The organism is Prevotella sp. Sow4_E9_plate, assembly GCF_052116205.1.
GTDB lineage: Bacteria > Bacteroidota > Bacteroidia > Bacteroidales > Bacteroidaceae > Prevotella.
Window position 1 is genome coordinate 105,581 of the sequence record NZ_JBQKLN010000004.1, and the last position, 23,272, is coordinate 128,852.

At 46.0% G+C, this 23,272-nt stretch carries 15 protein-coding genes and 2 tRNA genes; 10 read left to right on the forward strand and 7 right to left on the reverse strand.

Annotated elements, in window-relative coordinates; all coding sequences use genetic code 11:
- Positions 1-65: 65 nt before the first annotated feature.
- The 5 genes from ACTQ53_RS02850 to ACTQ53_RS02870 form a co-directional block, all read right to left on the reverse strand.
- Positions 66-593, reverse strand: coding sequence for a shikimate kinase (locus ACTQ53_RS02850; RefSeq protein ID WP_294967825.1), 528 nt, complete (start codon positions 591-593; stop codon positions 66-68).
- A 53-nt stretch (positions 594-646) separates the two neighbouring features.
- Complete coding sequence (topA, locus tag ACTQ53_RS02855) at positions 647-2,974, reverse strand: type I DNA topoisomerase (protein ID WP_441931946.1); 2,328 nt, start codon at positions 2,972-2,974, stop codon at positions 647-649.
- 105 nt (positions 2,975-3,079) lie between these two features.
- A complete protein-coding gene (locus ACTQ53_RS02860) occupies positions 3,080-3,613 on the reverse strand; it encodes an NUDIX domain-containing protein (protein ID WP_217760755.1) in 534 nt (177 codons plus the stop codon).
- Between the two features lie 63 nt (positions 3,614-3,676).
- Entirely contained in the window at positions 3,677-5,134 is a 1,458-nt protein-coding gene (locus ACTQ53_RS02865; protein ID WP_441931948.1) for a sialate O-acetylesterase, read from the reverse strand.
- A 135-nt stretch (positions 5,135-5,269) separates the two neighbouring features.
- Positions 5,270-6,448, reverse strand: coding sequence for a thioredoxin-like domain-containing protein (locus tag ACTQ53_RS02870; RefSeq protein ID WP_441931949.1), 1,179 nt, complete (start codon positions 6,446-6,448; stop codon positions 5,270-5,272).
- A 194-nt stretch (positions 6,449-6,642) separates the two neighbouring features.
- Between ACTQ53_RS02870 and pnp the strand changes: the two genes are divergently transcribed.
- Entirely contained in the window at positions 6,643-8,967 is a 2,325-nt protein-coding gene (gene pnp / locus ACTQ53_RS02875; protein ID WP_441931950.1) for a polyribonucleotide nucleotidyltransferase, read from the forward strand.
- 163 nt (positions 8,968-9,130) lie between these two features.
- On the opposite strand, the gene ACTQ53_RS02880 is transcribed toward pnp, so the two are convergent.
- A tRNA-Asn gene (locus ACTQ53_RS02880) sits at positions 9,131-9,204 on the reverse strand.
- 50 nt (positions 9,205-9,254) lie between these two features.
- Positions 9,255-9,328: transfer RNA gene (locus ACTQ53_RS02885), tRNA-Asn, on the reverse strand.
- Between the two features lie 212 nt (positions 9,329-9,540).
- Between ACTQ53_RS02885 and ACTQ53_RS02890 the strand changes: the two genes are divergently transcribed.
- The 9 genes from ACTQ53_RS02890 (at position 9,541) to ACTQ53_RS02930 (ending at position 23,246) form a co-directional block, all read left to right on the forward strand.
- The gene (locus ACTQ53_RS02890) at positions 9,541-11,205 is read left to right on the forward strand and encodes a S41 family peptidase (RefSeq protein WP_441931969.1); all 1,665 of its coding nucleotides are present in this window, start codon (positions 9,541-9,543) and stop codon (positions 11,203-11,205) included.
- A 154-nt stretch (positions 11,206-11,359) separates the two neighbouring features.
- Complete coding sequence (rimP, locus tag ACTQ53_RS02895; protein ID WP_294968781.1) at positions 11,360-11,827, forward strand: ribosome assembly cofactor RimP; 468 nt, start codon at positions 11,360-11,362, stop codon at positions 11,825-11,827.
- 3 nt (positions 11,828-11,830) lie between these two features.
- Complete coding sequence (gene nusA, locus ACTQ53_RS02900) at positions 11,831-13,093, forward strand: transcription termination factor NusA (protein ID WP_153122273.1); 1,263 nt, start codon at positions 11,831-11,833, stop codon at positions 13,091-13,093.
- Between the two features lie 64 nt (positions 13,094-13,157).
- The gene (gene infB / locus ACTQ53_RS02905; RefSeq protein WP_441931953.1) at positions 13,158-16,067 is read left to right on the forward strand and encodes a translation initiation factor IF-2; all 2,910 of its coding nucleotides are present in this window, start codon (positions 13,158-13,160) and stop codon (positions 16,065-16,067) included.
- 138 nt (positions 16,068-16,205) lie between these two features.
- Positions 16,206-17,657, forward strand: a complete 1,452-nt coding sequence (sufB, locus tag ACTQ53_RS02910; protein WP_022120773.1) for a Fe-S cluster assembly protein SufB — start codon at positions 16,206-16,208, stop codon at positions 17,655-17,657.
- A 43-nt stretch (positions 17,658-17,700) separates the two neighbouring features.
- Positions 17,701-18,456: a Fe-S cluster assembly ATPase SufC gene (gene sufC / locus ACTQ53_RS02915; RefSeq protein WP_294968788.1), complete on the forward strand. Its 756-nt coding sequence runs from the start codon at positions 17,701-17,703 to the stop codon at positions 18,454-18,456.
- 14 nt (positions 18,457-18,470) lie between these two features.
- Positions 18,471-19,814, forward strand: coding sequence for a Fe-S cluster assembly protein SufD (gene sufD, locus ACTQ53_RS02920; protein ID WP_441931971.1), 1,344 nt, complete (start codon positions 18,471-18,473; stop codon positions 19,812-19,814).
- Positions 19,815-19,850: 36 nt separating this feature from the next.
- A complete protein-coding gene (locus tag ACTQ53_RS02925) occupies positions 19,851-21,065 on the forward strand; it encodes a cysteine desulfurase (protein ID WP_294968790.1) in 1,215 nt (404 codons plus the stop codon).
- A 90-nt stretch (positions 21,066-21,155) separates the two neighbouring features.
- Positions 21,156-23,246, forward strand: a complete 2,091-nt coding sequence (locus tag ACTQ53_RS02930; protein WP_441931955.1) for a hypothetical protein — start codon at positions 21,156-21,158, stop codon at positions 23,244-23,246.
- Positions 23,247-23,272: the final 26 nt, after the last annotated feature.

Consider the following 23,272-nt stretch of genomic DNA (forward strand, 5'->3'; position numbering starts at 1 on the left):
CTGTTCTTGTCTTGCTAGAAATCTGTTTGTTTATTTATGATATTACCTTATTATTATAGCCACGATTATACGTTCAGCATTTTCCGTATCTGCTCAACCATCCCGTTGATTTTGTCGAAGTCGTCCATCACATTGATGTCTATGATGTGTTTTGCCTTGTTGTAGAATGGTTCACGTAGCTTCAGTTGCTCACGGATGAAGATTTCAACCTCTTCGGGTGTTTTATTGAGCAGGAGAGGTCTCACTCCCTTGCCCATCTTCAAGTGGGTATGGAGTGTCTCTGGTGATGCTTTCAGATAGATGGTTTCACCTAATTGATTCATGTAGTCCATGTTGTCAAAGAAACATGGTGTTCCTCCACCGCAGCTCACTACTACGTTTTCAAACTCAGCTACCTCGTGGAGCATGTTGCGTTCAATTTTGCGGAACCCTTCTTCGCCTATTTCATCGAAAATCTGCTTCACGGTTTTTCTCATTCTACTCTCGATATACCAGTCGAGATCATAGAACATTACGCCAAGTTCTTTAGCGAGGGCTTTCCCGACTGTAGTCTTGCCGGCACCCATATATCCAATAATGATGATTGACTTCATTTCTTCAGTTTATTTCTTGCCATCGCTCTTTTTGGGGGCGATGGCAGATTCTCTTATTTCTTACGACCTCTGGTTTTTGGCTCAGGAGCTTCCTTGATGATGGTCATGCATTCATCATAGCTGAGCGCTTCAACGTTTTCCTGCTTTGCCTTAGGAATGCGATAGTTCTTTCCATCATAGGCAATGTATGGACCGTAACGGCCATTCAGGAGTTCCAGCTTGTCGTCTTCCTCGAAGGTCTTGATATGACGCTTTTCCTCGTTGGAGCGCTTTTCCTGGATGAGTTCGATAGCTCTTTCCAAAGTAATGGTCAGTGGATCATCTTCCTTAGGAATGGCTACATACTTGCGGTTGTGGAGCACGTATGGACCGAAACGGCCGGCACCGATGGTAACGGTAGTGCCTTCAAACTCACCAACTTCTCTTGGTAACTTAAAGAGCTCCAGCGCTTCGTCCAGCGTAATGGTCTCGATACTCTTGTCGGAAGGCAATTGGGCAAACAGAGGCTTGTCTTTATCGTCTGCACTTCCAATTTGTGCCACAGGACCGAAACGGCCTATCTTTACGTATACAGGACGTCCTGTCTTAGGATCCTTGCCCAGTTCGCGTTCGCCGGCTTTGTGCTCGCTGCGTGCATTCATGACTTCTTTCACTTCTGGCTCAAAACTCTTGTCGAAGTCTTTCATCCATTTGTTCCATTCAGTCTTTCCTGCAGCAATATCATCAAACTTCTGCTCTACGTTTGCTGTAAAGTTATAGTCCATGATGCTAGGGAAGTTGGCAATCAGGAAGTCATTTACCACGATGCCGATATCTGTAGGGAGGAGCTTGCCCTTCTCCGAACCAGCCATTTCCTTCTTGGTTTTCTGGGTAACCTTGATACCCTTCAGGGAATCTACAGTAAATGAACGTTCCACGCCCTGCTTGTCTCCCTTCACCACGTATTCACGCTGCTGGATGGTACTGATGGTTGGAGCATAGGTTGATGGACGGCCGATGCCTAAATCTTCCAGTTTCTTGACGAGGCTGGCCTCTGTATATCTTGCAGGAGCCAGAGAGAATTTCTCTGTAGCAATAATCTCACGGCGCTGCAAAGCATCGCCTTCTTTCATGGCAGGCAGGAGATGAGTTGCATCTTCTGCATTTTCATCCTCATCAGTAGATTCACGATAAACCTTGAGGAAACCATCGAAAGAAACAACTTCGCCATTGGCAATGAACTTTTCGCTTGCATTGTCGATATTGATGGTAATTGTTGTCTTCTCAATCAAGGCATCAGCCATCTGTGAAGCGAGTGTGCGCTTCCAGATCAGTTCATAGAGACGTTTTTCCTGACTGGTTCCATCGATGCTTGTCTCGTTCATGTATGTAGGGCGGATAGCCTCGTGAGCCTCCTGTGCTCCCTTAGAGCTGGTATGATAGGTTCGTGGCTTACTATATTCGTTGCCGTAAACCTTTATGATCTCATCCTTGCTTGCATTGGTGCAGAGGGAAGAGAGGTTTACGCTATCGGTACGCATGTAGGTGATTCGTCCACTTTCGTATAGTCGCTGTGCCACCATCATGGTCTGGCTTACGGTGAAGCCGAGCTTGCGGGCAGCTTCCTGCTGCAAGGTTGAGGTGGTAAAAGGTGGCGCCGGTGTACGCTTCAGTGGCTTCTTGCTCACAGTTTCTACAGAGAAGTTGGCGTCCTTACACTTCTCCAGGAAGGCTTCTACTTCTTCATGGGTTTTGAAACGTTGGTCAAGTTCTGCCTTTACCTCTGTAGCACCACCATTCTCATTGATGAGAGCGAAGATGGCGTTGACACGGTAGTATGGTTCGCTCTTGAACTTCTGAATCTCACGCTCACGTTCTACTATCAGACGTACGGCAACGCTTTGTACACGGCCGGCAGAGAGTGCAGGCTTCACCTTTCTCCACAATACAGGCGAAAGCTTGAAACCTACCAGACGGTCGAGTACACGGCGAGCCTGCTGGGCATTCACCAGGTTCATGTCCAGATGTCGTGGGTGCTCAATAGCGTCCAAGATGGCAGGTTTGGTAATTTCATGGAAGACGATACGGCTTGTCTTCTCCTCATCCAATCCGAGAACTTCGCAAAGGTGCCAGCTGATGGCTTCTCCCTCGCGGTCCTCATCGGATGCTAACCAAATCTTCTTGGCTTGCTTCGCTGTAGCTTTTAATTCTGTGACGAGTTTTTTCTTCTCCTCTGGAATCTCATAACAAGGTTCCATGGACTTCTCGTCTATACTGAGTTCCTTCTTCTTCAGGTCACGGATATGACCGTAAGAAGACATTACTTTAAAGTCTTTACCTAAAAACTCTTCGATTTTCTTGGCCTTTGCAGGGCTCTCGACGATTACTAAATTTTCTTGCATACGCTTCTACACAATTTCTTTTGGTCTGCAAAAGTAAATAAACTTTTTGCTTATACCTTATTATATAGCGATTTTTTTAGTTTTTTAAATGTTTCGGGGCTTTTTTCATTCTTTCGTCTTGTGTTTTGCAAGAAATTTGATGACTCCTTGTCTTACGGAACCTAATCCGAACTCTTCGGGATGGATGGCTTTAAGAGGAATCCAATAGGACTCTTCGGCATCGTCCATTGCTTCAACGTGAGAGAGGTCTTTTACCTTGACAATGTAGAACATATCAAGGGTGTGGACCAGAAAGCCAGAGTAAAGGTAGAGGTTGGGGATGCTGAACTGATAGTTTACTTCTATGGCGTCAAGCCCAGTTTCCTCTTTTACTTCTCTTGCCACGCCTTCTTCTCCGGTTTCGTCCATGTCGACAAAACCACCAGGCAGGTCGAGGGTTCCCTTGGCAGGTTCGTTCTTTCTGCGAACTACCAGAAGCTCGTCTTTCTCGTTGAGGATGAAGGCTACTGTGGCGCTGCTAGGGTTGAGATAGTAGGAGAATCCGCAGTCTGTGCATTTCTTGCTCTTGATGTTGTTGATTTCGAAGTTCGGGGATCCGCAAACGGGGCAAAACTTGAATTTATCTAATACGTGACTCATAATGTATATATTAAAGAACGGTCGGTCTTTGGATTAATCCAAGATCGACCGTTATGTTGTTGATTACCAGTTGTCTGTACGGAAAGGAAAGAGCGGAAGTCCACCGGCATTGGCCATGTTGCCAAGCTGGAAATTGCGGAAGCAATAGCGCAAAGCCACAGGCTTCTTTACCTTTGGGCTGGTTACGACGATGCACTCGTTCCATCCGTCGTTGCCACCTTCCTGCCAGAAATGCTTGGCTGTGGCAGGGTGGAATACCTTGTCTTCGCCTGCAACCTCGAAGCCCTTGATGCCTTCAAAACGGTTGTAGGCTCCGTAGGTGTTGTCGAAGTGAACCTTCACGGTGTCGCCTACTATCTTCATCTCCTTGAAGGTCATGCTTTCGCTGAAGAGTCCCTTTACTCCGTAGGTCTTGCTGAGCGCCTGGAGGGCAAGACGCTCGCCTACAGGCTGTTTCTGGCATGGATGTATCTGCTCCACTTCGTATGGGTAAACCAGGTCTTCGGTGCACACGATGCCGCTGTTAGGAATCACCTTGGCTGCGTTAAACTGCTGCTCGCGGAGTCTTGGTCCCCAGTCACCATTGACATCGCCATTATGATATGGTGCTATCTGAACGAAGTAGAATGGTAACTCTCCTTGTTTGAAATCACGACGCCATTGGGCTACAAGATCAGCAAGGCGCTGGATATATTGACCTGCCGGGTCGCCTACGTTAGAACAGCCTTGGTAGAAGAGAATCCCCTTTACGCTGTAGTTGAGGATAGGATGGAAGGTTCCGTTGCCCCAAAGAAGAGGGTAGAGGAAGTCCCACTTGAACTTAGGATTCTTCGTCATCTTGAGGGAGTCGAGATCTTCTTTCGTGTTCTTTTTCAGATAGTCATGGTCTAACCAGCTTTCTACACGGCTTCCGCCCTTGTTGGCCATGACCAGACCTACAGGTACATCGAGTGCCTTGTTTACTACCTGGGCAAAGAAATAGCCAGTGGCAGAAGCATCGCCTACCGTCTCTGAATTGATGGTCTTCCATTCGCAGTTGGCGTCATCAAGAGGTTTGCTGCTCATCACGCTAGGAATCTTTACGTAGTGAACGCCCTTGTACTGATTGGCTTCAAGTACCACCTTGTTGTATCCTTCAACAGGACAGTTGCCGAATCCTTTTACGGGCATCTCCATGTTACTCTGACCTGCACAAACCCAAACTTCGCCTGCAAGAACATTGTTGATGGTAGTCTTCTCTCCATCATCAAATGTAATGGAGAGCGGGGTGTAGCTTGCCTTGGGTGTCAAGACTTTGACTGCCCATTTGCCGTCTTTCCCAGTTTGGGTAGAATAAATTCTTGAAGACCATGAGGTGCTTACCTTTACTGTTGTACCTGGCTTGTCCCAGCCCCAAAGGTTGGCTTCTGAATCTTGTTGGATAATCATGTTGTCACCTAAGATATGTGGCAACTTTACTTTAGCCTGTGCTCCTGTCGTGATAAGAGCCAAAGCTGCTAATGCTAAAAATTTCTTATTCATTTTTTAGTGTTTAAAGTTTATTGTTGTTTATAAATTGTCTTTATCTTATAGAGCGAAATCTATAGCTTGAAGTTTAAGTTTGGAAGCTGGAAAAACTTTTCTGACTTTCAAACTTAAACTTCTGATTACCTATATTTATAGGAGATTTTTGATGGCTGCGTCTAAATCCTTAATCTGGGCGTCGCGAGCCTGCAAGGTGTTGTTTCTGTCAATGAGGAAGAAGGTAGGGATGCTTTGTACATTATATAAAGTCAAGCTTTTCCCCTGAATACCATTCTCGTCGCGTACACTAATCCATGGAAGGGCTGCTGTAGATGTTTTCCAGAAGTGTTCGTCCGGGTCTACTGATACCTGATAGATTTCCAGTCCGGCAGTATGGTACTTGTTGTAGAGTTCGCGGAGCATCATGATACGCTTGGTACTTTCGCTACTTGCGAAGGCATGGAAATCGAGCAATACTACCTTGCCCTTGAGGTCAGAGAGGCGGCGTATCTGTCCCTGATTGTCCTGTAAGGCAAGTTCTATGCAGCCGTTAACCTGTACCTTGCTGGCGTTAATCTTTTGCTGAGCCATCTGGTTTTCTATGATGCGGATATCCTTCATTCCTTCGATGGCGATATTGTGCAGGTTCTTGCCACGCTCTGCGCCTGGGTAATAAGTGTCCCAGCTGGTAGCTACGGCGGCGAACACCTTCACGTCTTCCTTGTTGTTGCGCGGATTGAATATGAGGGAATTCGTATTGCCGAGCTGGATAGTCTGGAAGAGAGCATAGTAAGATGAAGCCTGCATAGGAGCCTTGAAGATATAGTTCCTCTTGATATCTTGCTTGTAATCGTTCAGCATGCGGGTCACGATGACATCTACTGAGTCAACACCGATATTCGGATTCTTAACGATGCCGTTGATGTTGCTCTGCAGCAACATCTGCTTGAGTGACAATTCCTTGATGGTATTGCAGTTCTCTGAACCTTCTACCTCATACTTGTAACTCATCTGCGGATAAGCTGCCTTTACTGTAACAGTCTCGGTAGAGTCGATGCTGAGGTTGATGGTCTGGTTGGCGATGCGGAGTCGGTAGAATTCTGGAGTGATAGAATCCATTGCGTTTTCCTGGAAGTCGAAAGTACCATCTTCGCCCAGTTTTACGGAGTCTATTTTTACAGGGCCGTTAAGACTGATATTCTCCAGATAGAGCATAGAGTCCTTAGCCTCGGTAATATTACCGTTGATATGAAATTTCTTGTTGTTACAAGAAGTTAAAGCCAGGGCAGCGACCATAATCACTGCTGCTGAATAGAGTTTAGTTATCTTCATGAATTTATGATTTTGCAAAATTATCGACTGCAAAGGTAGTAATAAAATTGGTAATAATGCATCTTAGATAGATAAAATATTTAAAAAAGTTGAAAATAGTTGCTCATTTATTCGTTTATTAATTATTAAAGAGGTATCTTTGCACCGTTTTAGATATTTTAGATGTTAGACAAAACAATAAGTTTTTAATTTAGATGAACGTAATTACAAAAAGTGTTCAGTTGCCTGATGGAAGAACCATCACAATTGAGACCGGAAAAGTTGCAAAACAGGCTGATGGTGCTGCGGTTCTCCGCATGGGTAACACAGTGCTTCTCGCAACTGTTTGTGCAGCAAAGGATGCAGTTCCGGGTACAGATTTCATGCCTTTGCAAGTAGATTACCGTGAGCAGTACAGTGCTGCTGGTCGTTTCCCTGGTGGTTTCACCAAGCGCGAAGGCAAGGCTAGCGATGAGGAAATCCTTACCTCTCGCCTCGTGGACCGTGCTTTGCGTCCACTTTTCCCTTCTAACTACCATGCAGAAGTTTACGTACAGGTAATGTTGCTCTCAGCCGATGGTGTTGACCAGCCAGATGCCCCCGCAGGTTTCGCTGCTTCAGCTGCCATGGCTTGTTCAGATATTCCTTTCGAGCACTACATCTCTGAGGTTCGTGTAGCTCGAATCAATGGTGAGTATGTCGTTAACCCTACATTCCAGCAGATGGAAGAGGCTGACATGGATATCATGGTTGGTGCTACCAAGGACAATATCATGATGGTAGAAGGTGAGATGAAGGAAGTTGCTGAGCAGGATCTTATCGGTGCCCTCAAGGCTGCTGCCGAGGCTATCAAGCCTATGTGCGAGCTCCAGTATGAGTTGGCTAAGGAGAAGGGTACTGACGTGAAGCGTGAGTACGACCACGAGATCAACGACGAGGAACTCCGTGAGCAGATTAAGTCTGAGCTTTACAAGCCTGCTTATGATATCAACCACCAGGCTTTGGAGAAGCATGCTCGTCAGGATGCTTTCGACAAGGTTTTGGCTGACTTCCTTGAGAAGTATGACGCTGCTCATACCGATCTCTCTGAGGAAGACTTGGAGGAAAAGCACGCTGAGGCTACCCGCTACTATGATGACGTAATGCGCGATGCTATGCGTCGTTGCATCCTCGATGAGGGCTTGCGCCTTGATGGTCGTGCTACTACAGATATCCGCCCTATCTGGTGCGAGGTGTCTCCACTCCCAATGCCTCACGGAAGCGCTATCTTCCAACGTGGTGAGACCATGTCTCTCTCTACATGTACTCTTGGTACAAAGATGGACGAGAAGCTTATCGACGGTGTGCTCGAGAAGAGCTACCAGCGCTTCCTCCTTCACTATAACTTCCCTCCATTCTCTACAGGTGAGGCTAAGGCTCAGCGCGGCGTAGGTCGTCGTGAGATTGGTCACGGTCACTTGGCATGGCGTGGTTTGAAGGGTCAGATTCCTGCTGACTTCCCTTACACAGTACGTTTGGTAAGCCAGATTCTCGAGTCTAACGGTTCTTCTTCTATGGCTACTGTTTGTGCTGGTACTCTCGCCCTGATGGATGCAGGTGTTCCTATGAAGAAGCCAGTTTCAGGTATTGCTATGGGTCTTATCAAGAACCCAGGTGAGGACAAGTACGCTATCCTCAGTGATATCCTTGGTGATGAGGACCACTTGGGTGACATGGACTTCAAGACCACTGGTACCCGCGATGGTTTGACCGCAACACAGATGGATATCAAGTGCGACGGTTTGAGCTTCGAGATTCTTGAGGAGGCTTTGATGCAGGCTAAGGCTGGTCGTGAGCACATCCTCAACTGCATGATGGAGACAATCTCTGAGCCACGTGCTGAGATGAAACCACAGGTTCCACGTATCGTAGCATTCGATATTCCTAAGGAGTTCATCGGTGCTGTTATCGGCCCTGGTGGTAAGATTATCCAGCAGATGCAGGAGGATACTGGTGCTACTATCACTATCGAGGAGACTGATGGCAAGGGTCACGTACAGGTATCTGCTCCTAACAAGGATTCTATCGATGCAGCTTTGGCTAAGATTAAGGCTATCGTAGCTGTTCCTGAGGTTGGTGAGGTTTACGAGGGTACTGTCCGTTCTATCATGCCTTACGGTTGCTTCGTAGAGATTCTCCCTGGTAAGGATGGTTTGCTCCACATCTCTGAGATTGACTGGAAGCGTCTTGAGACAGTTGAAGAGGCTGGCATCAAGGAAGGCGACAAGATCAAGGTGAAGTTGATGGAGATTGATCCTAAGACTGGCAAGTACAAGCTCTCTCACCGTGTGTTGATGGAGAAGCCAGAGGGTTATGTTGAGCGTGAGCGTCGTCCACGTCCTGAGCGCGGTGAGCGTCGTGGCGGCCGTCGTGATGAGCGCCATGGTGAGGGTCGCGGTGAGCGTCCTGCTCGTCAGCCACGTCGTTATGAGCATCATAACGAAGAGCAGGCTCCAAAGGATTTTAACGATTCTTTGGACCATAACAATGATGTAGAATAGTACATTATAAGTGAAATATGTTAGGGTGCATCTTTTCCGAAAGGAGGAGATGCATCTTTTTTATGTTTTGATGGGTGTGGAGTGGTCTGTTATAGTTGAATGGAAAAGTATATTGGGAAATAGATACAAAAAAAGTCATAAGATAAACTTATGACTCTTATTGCGCTTCAAGATGGGCTTGAACCAACGACCCCCTGATTAACAGTCAGGTGCTCTAACCAACTGAGCTATTGAAGCAATTTGCTATGAAAGAAGATGAGTTACGAGGCTAGCCTGAAACTCTCTTGCGCTTCAAGATGGGCTTGAACCAACGACCCCCTGATTAACAGTCAGGTGCTCTAACCAACTGAGCTATTGAAGCGTTTTTTGCATCAAGAACATAACGTTCCTTATTTGCGTGTGCAAAAGTACTAACTTTTCTTCATTCAACCAAATTTTTCTCTAACTTTTTTTATTTTTTTCTTAAAAAAGTGCATTTTTGAGCAGTTTTCACTACTTTTTGCATCAAAGATGGCGGTTTTCAAGAAGAAATGAGTAATTTTGTGGGCGAATATATAATACAATAAAATAATGATGAAAAAACTATTGATTTCATTGCTTATGGTGCTCTTTGCAGCGCCAACTTATGCACAAATAGATAAGGATCACGATTTTAAAGTGGCGAAGAACATGGATATATTCAATGCCATTTATAAGAATCTTGATTTGATGTACGTGGATACGCTCGATGCGGAAGAAGTGGTAGGCAATGGTGTCAAGGCGATGTTGGGAAGTCTTGATCCTTATACCACATACTATCCGGAATCGAAAGTCAATGAGTTGAAAAATATGCTCACCGGTAAATATGCGGGTGTGGGTGCTGTGATACGCTATAACTTTCAGTTACAGCGTGTCTGTATCAGCGAACCTTATGAGAATATGCCGGCTGCTGAGGCAGGATTGAAGAAGGGGGATATTATCTTGAGTATCGATGATGAGAGTATGACCGACAAGGATGTGAGTTATGTGAGCGACCATCTTCGTGGTGATCCTGGTACGTCTTTCATATTGAAGGTAAAGCGACCAAGTACAGGCAAGATTCTCAAGGTAAAGGTTACTCGCCGTACCATCCAGATGCCGTTCCTTCCTTATTACGGTATGTTGGAGGGTGGTATCGGCTATATCAACTTCAATTCCTTTACAGATAATTGCGCCAAGGATGTGCGTCGTGCCTTCATCGATTTGAAAAAGCAGGGGGCTAAGAGTCTTATTTTTGACCTTCGTACCAATGTAGGTGGTTCTGTAAGTGAGGCTGTGAATATTATCAATATGTTCTTGCCGAAGGGAAAGACTGTGTTGGAGATGAAGGGTAAGTTGCAGCGTTCCAATAATGTATATAAGACCAAGGTTGAACCTGTTGACTCTCTGATGCCAATGGTTGTGTTGGTAAGCAACAATACGGCGAGTGCCAGTGAAATCATGAGTGGTAGCTTACAGGACTATGATCGTGCAGTTATATTAGGTACGCGCACGTATGGAAAGGGATTGGTACAGTCAACCATGGATTTGCCATATAATGGTCAGATGAAGTTGACCACTGCTAAGTATTACATTCCTAGTGGCAGATGTGTGCAGGCGCTCAACTACAAGCATGCTAAGGGCGGTTATGTGGAGCACGTTCCAGATTCTCTTACCAAGGTTTTCTATACCGCCGGAGGCAGAAAGGTGCGTGACGGTGGTGGTGTTAAGCCTGATGTGGAAGTGAAGCCGGATTCGTTGCCTAATATTGCATTTTATCTGGCTGGTGCCCGTGATAGTAACGAGGTGATGCTCAATTATGAGGTAGATTATATTGCCAAGCATCCTACCATTGCACCAGCTAAAGACTTTGCTCTTACCGATGCTGATTATGATGAGTTTAAGGCTCGTGTACTAAAGGCAGATTTTAAGTACGACCGTGAGACGGAAAAGTATCTGAAGGATTTGGAGAAACTGGCTAAGTTTGAGGGCTATTACGATGATGCCAAGCCCGAGTTTGAAGCATTGAAGAAAAAGCTGAGTCACAATGTGGCAAAAGATCTGGATTACAACAAGACATATATCAAGCAGCTTTTGGAAAACGAGATAGTGGCAGCTTACTATTTCCAGGCAGGAGCCATACAGAATTCTTTACGTTACGATAAGCAGGTGAAGGCTGCTATGAAGTTGCTTCAATCACCTGAAGAATACGAAAAAATACTGCATCCAGTGAAAAAATAAGTATAAAAACCTGCACAATCAATTAAAAATGCGCAGGTTATGAATAAAAAACAGGAAAATCTTTGGAGAATTTCGAAAATATTCGTAATTTTGCAAACGTTCAGTGGAATGAGGGGCTCGAATGAGTTCCTCATTTTATTTTAATAAGGTATTTATGATTGATAAAAACGTCGTTAAAAAATTAGTTGAAGAATGGCTCCAAGATAAGGAATATTTCTTGGTTAGCGTTGAAATCAGTCCGGACAATCGAATCGTGGTAGAGATAGACCATGCTGATGGTGTGTGGATTGAGGATTGTGTTGCCCTCAGTAGATATATTGAGGAACGCTTGAGTCGTAATGAGGAAGATTATGAACTGGAAGTTGGTTCTGCTGGTCTTGGTCAACCATTCAAGGTTCCACAGCAGTATATCAACTTCGTTGGTAAGGAGGTAGAGGTGCTTGATGCTGATGGTGTCAAAGTAAAGGGCATCTTGAAAGCTGTGGACGGAAATGATTTCACAGTAGGCGTAGAGGAAAAGGTAAAGGTTGAGGGAAAAAAACGTCCTGTTAAGCAGGAGGTTGACCACGTTTATCAAATGGATAAAGTAAAGTATACAAAATATTTAATCAGTTTTAAATAAGCTATGGCTAAAAAAGATCAGGAAATTACAGCGAGTATGATTGATACATTCCGCGAGTTTAAAGAAACCAAGAATATCGACCGTACTACATTGGTAAGTGTGTTGGAGGAAAGTTTCCGCAACGTTCTTGCTAAGATTTTCGGTAGTGATGAGAATTTCGATGTTATCGTTAACCCTGACAAGGGCGATTTCGAGATCTATCGCAATCGTGTTGTTGTTGCTGACGGTGAAGTAGAGGACGAAAATAAGGAAATAACACTTACTGAGGCGCGCAAGATTGAGCCTGACTACGAGGTAGGTGAGGATGTAAGTGAGAAGGTTGATTTCAATAAGTTTGGTCGCCGTGCTATCTTGACTCTTCGCCAGACTTTGGCTTCTAAGATTCTTGAGTTGGAACACGATTCTCTTTTCAATAAGTACAAGGATCGTGTAGGACAGATCATTTCTGGTGAGGTTTACCAGGTTTGGAAGCGTGAGGTACTTATCGTAGACGATGAGAACAATGAACTTATCTTGCCTAAGACAGAGCAGATTCCTGGCGATATGTATCGTAAGGGCGAGACCGTTCGTGCAGTCATCGACCGCGTTGATAATGATAACAATAATCCTAAGATTATCTTGAGCCGTACAGCTCCTGCTTTCTTGCAGCGTTTGTTGGAGGCTGAAGTTCCTGAGATTGCAGAGGGCTTGATCGCTATCCGTCGTATTGCTCGCCTTCCTGGAGAACGCGCAAAGATTGCTGTTGAAAGCTTTGATGAGCGTATCGACCCAGTTGGAGCTTGTGTCGGTGTGAAGGGTAGTCGTGTTCACGGTATCGTACGTGAATTGAACAACGAGAATCTTGATGTTGTCAATTATACTGACAATGCCAAACTGTTCATTCAGCGTGCTTTGGCTCCTGCAGCCATTACTTCTGTAAACATCGATGATGAGAACAAAAAGGCTGAAGTGTTCTTGAAGCCTGATCAGGTGAGCAAGGCTATCGGTCGTGGCGGTATGAACATCAAGTTGGCTTCCATGCTGACAGAGTATACTATCGATGTATTCCGCGAAGTGGATGATAATGAAGCTGATGAGGATATCTACTTGGATGAATTCTCTGATGAGATTGACCAGTGGGTGATTGATGCCATCAAGGGCATTGGTCTCGATACAGCTAAGCAAGTACTCAATGCTCCACGCAACTTGTTGATTGAGAAGGCAGATTTGGAGGAAGAGACTGTCGACAATGTCATCAATGTATTGCGTACCGAATTCGAACAATAATTCCCTAGCTTGCTAGTGCTTGCTGGGAATCTAATTAAATTAAATAGGAGATAAATAAATATATATGAGCATCAGATTAAATAAAGCACTACGTGAATTAAATATAGGTCTTCAAACGGCAGTTGAATTCCTTGAAAATAAAAAAGAACTGGGAGAGGTGAAGGCTGAACCGAGCTTCAAAATCAGCGATGAGCAGTATCAGGCATTGAATGATGCCTTTAGCAAAGATAAGGAAGTTCGTGATCAGGCAGAGAAGCTCTTTACCAAAAAAACTAAGGATAAGAAACGTGCGCCAGAACAGAAGAACAATCGTTCCGAGAACGTATTGGAGTCGGGCAGACAGCAGTATAAGCCGCTGGGCAAGATCGACTTGGATAGTCTCGGTAAGAAATCTGCTGTTCAGTCTGTTGCTGATAAGCCAGAGGTGCATGAGCAAGAGACTGCTGCCGTCAGTCCTGCGCCTAATAAAGAGATAGTAAAGGCTGAAAATAAGGATGAGAAGAGACAACAGAATGTCTCTCAACATAAACAGAATATGAAACAGGAGAATCAGCAAAAAACACAACAGGCAAAATCGCATGAATCTAAGGGGCTGCAGAATGGCCACAATCAGCAGAAAGCTGCACATCACAAGGGAGACAACCAACCTTCTAAGGTTGATAACAAGACTCAGCAGGATCAGACTGCTGTAGCTTTAGGGGGCTCTAGTGTCTTTACTTTGAAAAGTGAGAAGAAAATGTCTTCTAACGAACCTAAGGTGTTAGGCAAGATTGACCTTTCTTCTTTGAATCAGAGCACTCGTCCTAAGAAGAAGTCTAAGGAGGAGCGCCGTAAGGAACGTGAGGAAAAATTGGCTCAGCAGCACAGCGAGCGTAAGAAGCGTGTTCGTATTAACAAAGAGCGTGTTGACATCAATGCCGAAGCAAAGAATAATAATGGCGATGGTGGTAATGGCCAGAATAGAGGTAATAATGGTGGCAACAAAAAGAACAGAAACAAGAACAGAAATAATAATAACAATAATAATAAGGGCAATAACAACAACCGCGGCAACCAGCGCCAGATAGAGGTGGACGACGAGGCTGTAGCACGCCAGGTTAAGGAGACTCTTGCCCGTTTGACCAGCAAGAGCCAGAACAAGAAGGGTGCTAAGTATCGTAAGGAGAAGCGTGAGGCAGTTCAGGAGAAGTTGCAGGATCAGGCTCGTCAGGAGCAGAAGGAAAGCAAGACCCTGAAGCTCACTGAGTTCGTTACCGTTAGCGAGTTGGCTACGATGATGGATATCAGCGTTACTCAGGTTATCTCTACCCTGATGGGTGTAGGTATCATGGTTTCTATCAACCAGCGTCTGGATGCTGAAACCATCAACATGGTGGCTGAGGAGTTCGGCTTCAAGACAGAATACGTAAGTGCAGAGGTTCAGGAAGCCGTGAGCGAGGAAGAGGATGATGAGAACGACTTGGTTCCTCGTGCTCCAATCGTAACCGTGATGGGTCACGTAGACCATGGTAAGACCTCTTTGCTCGACTATATCCGCAATACCAATGTGATTGCCGGTGAGGCGGGTGGTATTACCCAGCATATCGGTGCCTACAGTGTGACTCTGAACAGCGGTCGCAAGGTTACATTCCTTGATACTCCAGGTCACGAGGCGTTTACCGCCATGCGTGCCCGTGGTGCTCAGGCTACCGATATCGCCATCATCATCATCGCAGCCGATGACTCCGTGATGCCTACTACCAAGGAGGCTATCGCCCATGCTCAGGCTGCCGGTGTGCCAATGGTATTCGCTATCAACAAGATTGATAAGCCAGGGGCTAACCCAGACCGTATCCGTGAGGACTTGGCTAACATGAACCTGCTCGTTGAGGAGTGGGGTGGTAAGTATCAGTGCCAGGAAATCAGTGCCAAGAAGGGTATCGGTGTTCACGATTTGCTCGACAAGGTGCTCCTCGAGGCTGATATGCTCGACTTGAAGGCTAACCCTAACCGTCGTGCCACAGGTACCATCATTGAGTCTTCACTTGACAAGGGTCGTGGATATGTTTCTACCGTATTGGTTGCCAATGGTACCTTGAAGGTTGGTGATATTGTTCTCGCCGGTACTTCTTGGGGTCGTGTGAAGGCGATGTTCAATGAGCGTAATGCCAATATCAAGTCAGCGGCTCCTGCAGAGCCAGCTATCATCCTCGGTTTGAATGGTGCGCCTACAGCAGGTGACCAGTTCCACGTAATCGAGACAGAGCAGGAGGCTCGCGAAATCGCCAACAAGCGTGAGCAATTGCAGCGTGAACAGGGCTTGCGTACTCAGAAGCGCTTGACCTTGGGTGATATCTCTCACCGTATCGCACGTGGTGAGTTCCACGAGTTGAACGTCATCGTAAAGGGTGATACCGATGGTTCTGTTGAGGCATTGAGCGACTCATTCATCAAGCTTTCTACCGAGAAGGTTCAGGTGAACGTTGTCAACAAGGCAGTAGGTCAGATTTCAGAGAACGACGTGATGCTGGCATCTGCTTCAGATGCAGTCATCGTTGGTTTCCAGGTTCGTCCATCTGCCGATGCTCGCAAGGCTGCCGACCGTGAGGGTGTTGAAATCAACACATACTCTATCATCTACGATGCTATCGACGATATCAAGAGCGTGATGGTAGGTATGCTCGACAAGGTGAAGAAGGAAATCGTTACCGGTCAGGTTGAGGTTAAGCAGACCTTCAAGATTTCCAAGGTGGGTACTATTGCCGGTGGTCTCGTTACCGAGGGTAAGGTACACGCTAAGGATAAGGCTCGCGTCATCCGTGACGGTATCGTAATCCGTACTGCAGAAATCGGTGCCTTGAAGCGTTACAAGGACGATGTCAAGGAGGTGGTTACCGGTATGGAGTGCGGTTTGAGCCTCGTCAACTACAACGATATCCAGGAAGGCGACGTTATCGAGACTTTCACTGAGATTGAGGTAGAGCAGAAACTTTAATAAAGTGAAGAGTGAAGAACGAAGAGTGAAGAATTCATTTGTCTTTTCGCTCTATCCTATATATAATAAGGTAGGGATGAGTCCTCAGCGGCTTATCCCTATTTAGGGTTAAAATAACGAAAGGTTATTCTAAATAAAATGGCAGAAATAGAGAAAGAACAGAATCAGGTTGTCAAGGATGTGATAGACCAGAAATACGAGTATGGTTTTACCACCGATGTACATACTGAAATCATAGAAAAGGGTCTCAACGAGGATGTTGTGCGCCTGATCTCGCAGAAGAAGGGAGAGCCAGACTGGATGCTCGAATTTCGTCTGAAAGCCTACAATTACTGGAAGACGCTCAAGGAGCCAAAGTGGGGACACGTTCACGTGCCACCTATTGACTACCAGGAGATTTCATACTATGCTGACCCTTTGGCAAAGAAGCCGAAGAACAAGGAGATTGATCCTGAGTTGGAGAAGACATTCGATAAACTCGGTATTCCTCTGGAGGAGCGTCTGGCTTTGAGCGGTACCGCCGTAGATGCCATCATGGACTCTGTGTCGGTAAAGACTACCTTCAAGGAGAAACTCCGTGAGAAAGGTGTCATCTTCTGCAGTATCGGTGAGGCTGTGAAGGAGCATCCTGATTTGGTAAGAGAGTATCTGGGAACCGTGGTTCCTTATCGTGATAACTTTTATGCAGCCTTGAACAGTTGCGTATTCAGTGATGGCTCATTCGTTTATATTCCTAAGGGCGTCCGCTGTCCGATGGAGTTGAGCAGTTACTTCCGCATCAATGCCCGTAACACCGGTCAGTTTGAGCGTACATTGATTATCGCTGATGATGATGCTTACGTTTCTTACCTGGAGGGATGTACAGCGCCAATGCGTGATGAGAATCAGCTTCATGCGGCTATTGTCGAGATAATTGTCAAGGACAATGCTGAGGTGAAATACTCTACTGTTCAGAACTGGTATCCTGGTGATGAGCATGGTAAGGGTGGTGTGCTGAACCTGGTAACCAAGCGAGGCGACTTGCGTGGTGTGAACTCTAAGTTGAGCTGGACTCAGGTAGAGACGGGTTCTGCGATTACCTGGAAGTATCCTTCCTGCATCTTGCGTGGCGACAACTCTGTAGCTGAGTTCTACAGTGTGGCTGTTACCAACAACTATCAGGAGGCTGATACCGGTACCAAGATGATTCACATGGGTAAGAACACCAAGAGTACTATCATCTCTAAGGGTATTTCGGCAGGACATAGCCAGAATTCCTATCGTGGATTGGTTCGGGCCACATCCAATGCCGACAATGCACGCAACTATAGTTCCTGCGACTCTTTGTTGCTGGGCAGCGATTGTGGAGCGCATACCTTCCCATATATGGATGCCCATAACGACACAGCCGTGTTCGAGCATGAGGCAACTACCTCGAAGATTTCAGAAGACCAGCTCTTCTATTGTAATCAGCGAGGCATTCCTACCGAGGAGGCTGTCGGCTTAATCGTAAACGGTTATGCCAAGGACGTGCTCAACAAGTTGCCTATGGAGTTTGCCGTTGAGGCACAGAAACTCCTGAGTGTTTCACTCGAAGGAACCGTAGGATAGTTATCATAATTCTCGATGAAATCGATAAAAATTGACTAAAATTATGTTAGAGGTAAAGAATCTGCATGCTACTATTGCAGGCAAAGAAATATTGAAAGGTATCAACCTGACTATCAACGATGGTGAGATACATGCTATTATGGGACCTAATGGTTCCGGTAAGTCAACCTTGAGCGCTGTGCTCACAGGTAACCCTCTTTATACAGTAACAGAGGGCGAGGCTATCTTCAACGGCAAGAACCTTCTGGATATGAAGCCAGAGGACCGTGCCCGTGAAGGCTTGTTCCTCTCTTTCCAGTATCCAGTAGAAATTCCTGGCGTATCCATGACCAACTTCATGCGTGCGGCTATCAATGCCAAGCGTGTGTATCAGGGTTTGGAACCATTGAATACAAGCGAATTCATGAAGCTGATGCGTGAGAAGCGCGAGTTGGTGGAATTGGACAGCAAGTTGGCTCGCCGTTCTGTAAACGAAGGTTTCTCGGGTGGTGAGAAGAAGCGCAACGAGATTTTCCAGATGGCTATGCTGGAGCCAAAGCTCTCTATCCTCGATGAAACCGACTCAGGTCTCGATGTGGATGCGATGCGTATCGTGGCTGATGGTGTGAACAAGATGCATACCGACAAGACTTCTGCCATTGTCATCACTCACTACGAGCGTCTGCTCGATATGATTAAGCCAAGTGTGGTTCACGTTCTCTATAAGGGTAGAATCGTGAAGACTGCCGGTCCTGAACTTGCCAAGGAGATTGAGGCTCGTGGCTACGACTGGATCAAGGCTGAAGTAGATGAGAAATAATAAGGAGGATGGCTATGCTTTCAGAAAAACAATATTTAGACTTGTATCAGTCTTCTTCGAGAATAATCAAGAAGAACAGTGCTGAGATGCTCAATGCGGTGCGCGATGCTGCGTTTGAGGACTTCCGTCGCCTGGGCTTCCCTTCCCGAAAGGTAGAAAGATACAAGTACACAGATATGAGCGCCATCTTCGAGCCAGATTATGGCTTGAACTTGAACCGTCTGGAAATTCCGGTAGATCCATACGAAGCTTTCCGCTGCGATGTGCCTAATCTGAGCACTTCGCTCTACTTCGTGGTAAACGATGCTTTTTATAACAAAGCATTGCCTAAAGTAGAGCTTCCGGAGGGCGTAATCGTGGATTCTTTGAGCAAGATTGCTGCAGAAAGCCCTGAATTCATCGGGAAATACTACGCTAAGATTGCCAAAACCGACGAAGATGGCATCACCGCATTGAATACATTCCTGGCACAGGATGGCTTGCTGATTTATGTTCCAAAGAATGTAAAGGTAGAGCGAACTATTCAGGTCATCAATATTCTCCGTTCGGATGTTGATTTGATGGTAAACCGACGTGTACTCATCGTGATGGAACAGGGTGCTGAGGCTAAGTTCCTCTTCTGTGACCATGCAGCCGATGACAAGAACTTCCTCGCAACCCAGGTTATCGAGGCATTCGTAGGCGAGAATGCCAGTCTCGACCTCTATTGCCTGGAGGAGACTCATTACAAGAACCGCCGTGTAAGCAACGTGTATATTGAGCAGCAGGCTAACAGTCGTGTAAACCATAACGTCATCACCCTTCATAATGGTATCACCCGCAACCGACTCGACCTCGTGTTCAAGGGCGAGGGAGCCGAATGCTTCTGCAATGGTTGTGTGATTGCCGATAAGAACCAGGTGGTAGATAACAATACGCTCATTGATCATCAGGTGGGTCATTGTACCAGCAACGAACTTTATAAGTATGTGCTCGATGGTGAGGCACGTGGTGCTTTTGCCGGCAGAGTGCTGGTTCGTCATGGTGCCCAGAAGACCACTTCGCAGGAAACTAACCAGAACCTCTGTGCTACGAAGACTGCCCGCATGTTCACCCAGCCGATGCTGGAGATTTATGCCGACGATGTGAAGTGTGCACACGGTAGTACTGTAGGTCAGCTCAACGATGCCGCCCTGTTCTATATGCAGCAGCGTGGTGTGAGCCGTGAGGAGGCTAAGTTGCTCCTTCAGTTTGCATTTATCAACGAAGTCATCGACAAGATGGAGCTGGAGCCATTGCGCGATCGCCTGCATCATCTCGTAGAGAAGCGATTCCGTGGTGAACTCAATAAGTGCGAGGGTTGCAAGCTTTGCAAGTAGATAATATCCTTTTAAAGGAGCTAAGTTCTTAAAACTATGTATGATATCAATCAAGTAAGAGCAGATTTCCCGATTTTATCGAGAACGGTATATGATAAGCTATTGGTGTATTTGGATAATGCGGCAACTACACAGAAGCCATTGTGCGTACTCGATGCCATGCGCGACGAGTATCTCAATGTGAATGCCAATGTGCATCGTGGTGTGCACTATCTCTCTCAGCAGGCTACCGATCTTCATGAAGCAGCCCGTGAGACTGTGCGCAAGTTTATCAATGCGCCGAAGGTTGAGGAAATCATCTTCACCCGAGGTACTACAGAGAGTCTGAATCTTGTGGTTTCATCGTTCTGCGATGCATTTATGAGCGAGGGCGACGAGGTGATTATCTCTACCATGGAGCATCATTCCAATATCGTGCCTTGGCAGTTGCAGGCTGCCAAGAAGGGAATCGCCATCCGTGTGATTCCTATCAATGATAAAGGTGAGATTAACCTCGATGAATTCGCCAATTTATTTACCGAACGCACCAAAATCGTGAGCATAGCCCAAGTGAGCAACGTGCTCGGTACGGTGAATCCGGTAAAAAAGATGATTAAGATTGCCCATGAGCACGGTGTGCCTGTGATGGTGGATGGCGCTCAGAGTACTCCTCACTTTGCTGTGGATGTGCAGGACATGGATTGCGATTTCTTCGCTTTCAGCGGTCATAAAATCTATGGTCCTACCGGTATCGGTGTGCTTTATGGCAAGGAAGAATGGCTCGACAAGTTGCCTCCTTATCAGGGAGGTGGTGAAATGATAGAGAGCGTAAGTTTCGAGAAGACTACTTTCGAGAAGTTGCCATTCAAGTTTGAGGCTGGTACTCCTGATTATGTAGCTACCCATGGTCTGGCAAAGGCCATCGATTATGTCTCTGCACTCGGCATGGATAACATTGCCAAGCATGAGCAGGAATTGACCCGTTACTGCATGGAGCAGATGCGAACTATCGATGGAATCAGACTTTTTGGTGAGCAGGAGGGCAAAGATGCCGTTGTCAGCTTCTTGGTTGGTGATATTCATCACATGGACATGGGAACATTGCTCGATCGTCTGGGCATTGCTGTCCGTACCGGTCATCATTGTGCTCAGCCTTTGATGGACCGTTATGGCATTCTGGGAACTGTTCGTGCCAGCTTTGCCTTGTACAATACCAAGGAGGAGGTTGATGCGCTTGTAGCAGGCGTAAAACGCGTTTCTCAGATGTTCTAAAAGCTTTTATATATAATGATTCCCCATTTCTATGATGGAATTGGGGAATTATTGTTTTTATATTAAAATAAACAACCTAAAAACAAACAAATGAAAAGAATATTATTAAGTACTTTTCTGTTGATTTCCTTGAGCCTTTCAGCTCAGAATATTGATAGAAAACAAGTAGTAGAGAGGAATAATCCTCATGTGGTGACGATGGATTCGCTGAATTCCTTGTCTGTGGGTAATGGTGGCTTTGCCATGACTGTAGATGGAACTGGTCTTCAGTCATTCCCTAAGTCTTATTCCAAGGGCGTTCCTTTGGGTACGATGAGCGATTGGGGCTGGCATTCGTTTACCAATCCTGAGAATTATAAACAGGAAGAAAGTTGGCGTTATTATGATTATGGAAGAGGAAGAAAGGAGCCATACGCTACCCAGATAAAGGAAGATAAGAGAAAGAAGGCAGCAGGAGATTGGTATCGTGTCAATCCTCATCGTCTGCATTTGGGTACATTGGGACTTTCTCTGGGGGCTGATCCTAAGAATATACAGCAGGTAAACCAAATTTTGGACATGTGGGATGGAATGATTAAGAGCAGCTTTATTTATCATGGTCGTGCTTATCAGGTGGAGACCACTTGTCATCCTGAGCTGGATATGATTGCTACTCACGTCCAGTCCAAAGGTCCTATCGCATTTGATATCCGTTTTGCTTATCCTACAGGCGGTCATTGTGACGATGCTTGCGATTGGAATAAAGATCATCTTCATTCCACAATGCTTGTTTCACAAGATAAGAATTCTGCCGTATTGAAACGAACTATCGATGAAACCGTCTATTTCGTGATATTGAGATGGCAGGGTATAGCCAAACTCAAGCAGAAAGGCAAGAATTTCTATCAGCTGCAGTCAAAGTCTGCTGACTTGAAATTGACCTGTGAATATGCAGAGCAGTTATCTTCTGAGAGCAAGACTTTTGCTGAGGTTGCGGATGCAGCCAAGGCTTATTGGAATAGCTATTGGCAGAAGGGAGCAATGGTGGATTTCGGACAGTGTAAGGATCCTCGTGCTCAGGAGATGGAGCGCCGTGTAGTGTTGAGCCAATACCTGCTGGCTATTCAGGATGCAGGTGACACTCCTCCACAGGAAACCGGTCTTACTTATAATTCCTGGTTTGGCAAGTTCCATTTGGAGATGATTCTCTGGCATCAGGCACAATTTGCCTTGTGGGGACATCCTGAATTGTTGGAGCGTTCTTTATCCTGGTATTTCAAGGCAGAGCCGAATGCCCGCAAGATAGCCCAGCGACAGGGATTCAAGGGAGTAAGATGGATGAAGATGACCGATCCTGGTGCTGGTGAGGCTCCATCAAGTGTAGGAAGTTTCCTGATTTGGCAACAGCCACACCTCATTTATCTGGCAGAATTGCTTTATCGTGCCAATCCTTCGCCTGCCATCTTGCAGAAATATGCGAAACTGGTCGATGAAACAGCAGAATTTATGGGCGACTTTGCAGAATATGATAAGGAGAAAGACCGTTATATTCTTCGCGGTTGTATTGCTGCCCAGGAAACCTTACCTGCCGCTACAACCGTTAATCCTCCATTCGAGCTCAGTCAGTGGCATTGTGCCTTGAAGATTGCGCAGGAATGGCGTGAACGACTGGGTAAGGCTCGTGATGCTCATTGGGACGATATCATTGCCAAGATCTCTCCTCTTGCATCCAAGGACAGTTTATACCTTGCTGCAGAGACCGAGCCTGATACCTATACCAAGGTTCGCATGTTCAGTGATCATCCAGCCGTGATGGGTGCCATCGGTCTGTTCCCATATAATAGTAGAATGATTGATTTTGCCAAGATGAAGAAGACCGAGCAATGGATTTGGAAGAACTGGAAGTGGAATACTTCCTGGGGCTGGGATTATTCGATGATGGCAATGGGAGCTGCCCGCATGGGAGAACCTGAGAATGCAGTAGGTGCTTTACTGATGCACCAGCAGAAGAATACCTATTTGGTAAGCGGTCATAACTATCAGGATGCCCGTTTGCGCCTTTATCTTCCTGGCAATGGCGGTTTGTTGATGGCTGTAGCCATGATGTGTGCCGGCTGGGACGGCAGTATTCATCCTAATCCGGGATTCCCGCAGGATGGCAATTGGAATGTGAAATGGGAAGGCTTGAAGCCTTTGCTTTAATAATATGATGTATCATCAAGAATAAA

Excerpts from the sequence above, each read along its gene's own strand:
- sufB (WP_022120773.1), top strand. The coding sequence starts at position 16,206 with ATGGCAGAAATAGAGAAAGAACAGAATCAGGTTGTCAAGGATGTGATA.
- rimP (WP_294968781.1), top strand. The coding sequence starts at position 11,360 with ATGATTGATAAAAACGTCGTTAAAAAATTAGTTGAAGAATGGCTCCAA.
- infB (WP_441931953.1), top strand. The coding sequence starts at position 13,158 with ATGAGCATCAGATTAAATAAAGCACTACGTGAATTAAATATAGGTCTT.
- topA (WP_441931946.1), bottom strand. The coding sequence starts at position 2,974 with ATGCAAGAAAATTTAGTAATCGTCGAGAGCCCTGCAAAGGCCAAGAAA.
- nusA (WP_153122273.1), top strand. The coding sequence starts at position 11,831 with ATGGCTAAAAAAGATCAGGAAATTACAGCGAGTATGATTGATACATTC.
- ACTQ53_RS02890 (WP_441931969.1), top strand. The coding sequence starts at position 9,541 with ATGAAAAAACTATTGATTTCATTGCTTATGGTGCTCTTTGCAGCGCCA.
- sufD (WP_441931971.1), top strand. The coding sequence starts at position 18,471 with ATGCTTTCAGAAAAACAATATTTAGACTTGTATCAGTCTTCTTCGAGA.
- pnp (WP_441931950.1), top strand. The coding sequence starts at position 6,643 with ATGAACGTAATTACAAAAAGTGTTCAGTTGCCTGATGGAAGAACCATC.
- ACTQ53_RS02850 (WP_294967825.1), bottom strand. The coding sequence starts at position 593 with ATGAAGTCAATCATCATTATTGGATATATGGGTGCCGGCAAGACTACA.
- ACTQ53_RS02870 (WP_441931949.1), bottom strand. The coding sequence starts at position 6,448 with ATGAAGATAACTAAACTCTATTCAGCAGCAGTGATTATGGTCGCTGCC.
- ACTQ53_RS02865 (WP_441931948.1), bottom strand. The coding sequence starts at position 5,134 with ATGAATAAGAAATTTTTAGCATTAGCAGCTTTGGCTCTTATCACGACA.
- ACTQ53_RS02860 (WP_217760755.1), bottom strand. The coding sequence starts at position 3,613 with ATGAGTCACGTATTAGATAAATTCAAGTTTTGCCCCGTTTGCGGATCC.
- ACTQ53_RS02925 (WP_294968790.1), top strand. The coding sequence starts at position 19,851 with ATGTATGATATCAATCAAGTAAGAGCAGATTTCCCGATTTTATCGAGA.
- sufC (WP_294968788.1), top strand. The coding sequence starts at position 17,701 with ATGTTAGAGGTAAAGAATCTGCATGCTACTATTGCAGGCAAAGAAATA.
- ACTQ53_RS02930 (WP_441931955.1), top strand. The coding sequence starts at position 21,156 with ATGAAAAGAATATTATTAAGTACTTTTCTGTTGATTTCCTTGAGCCTT.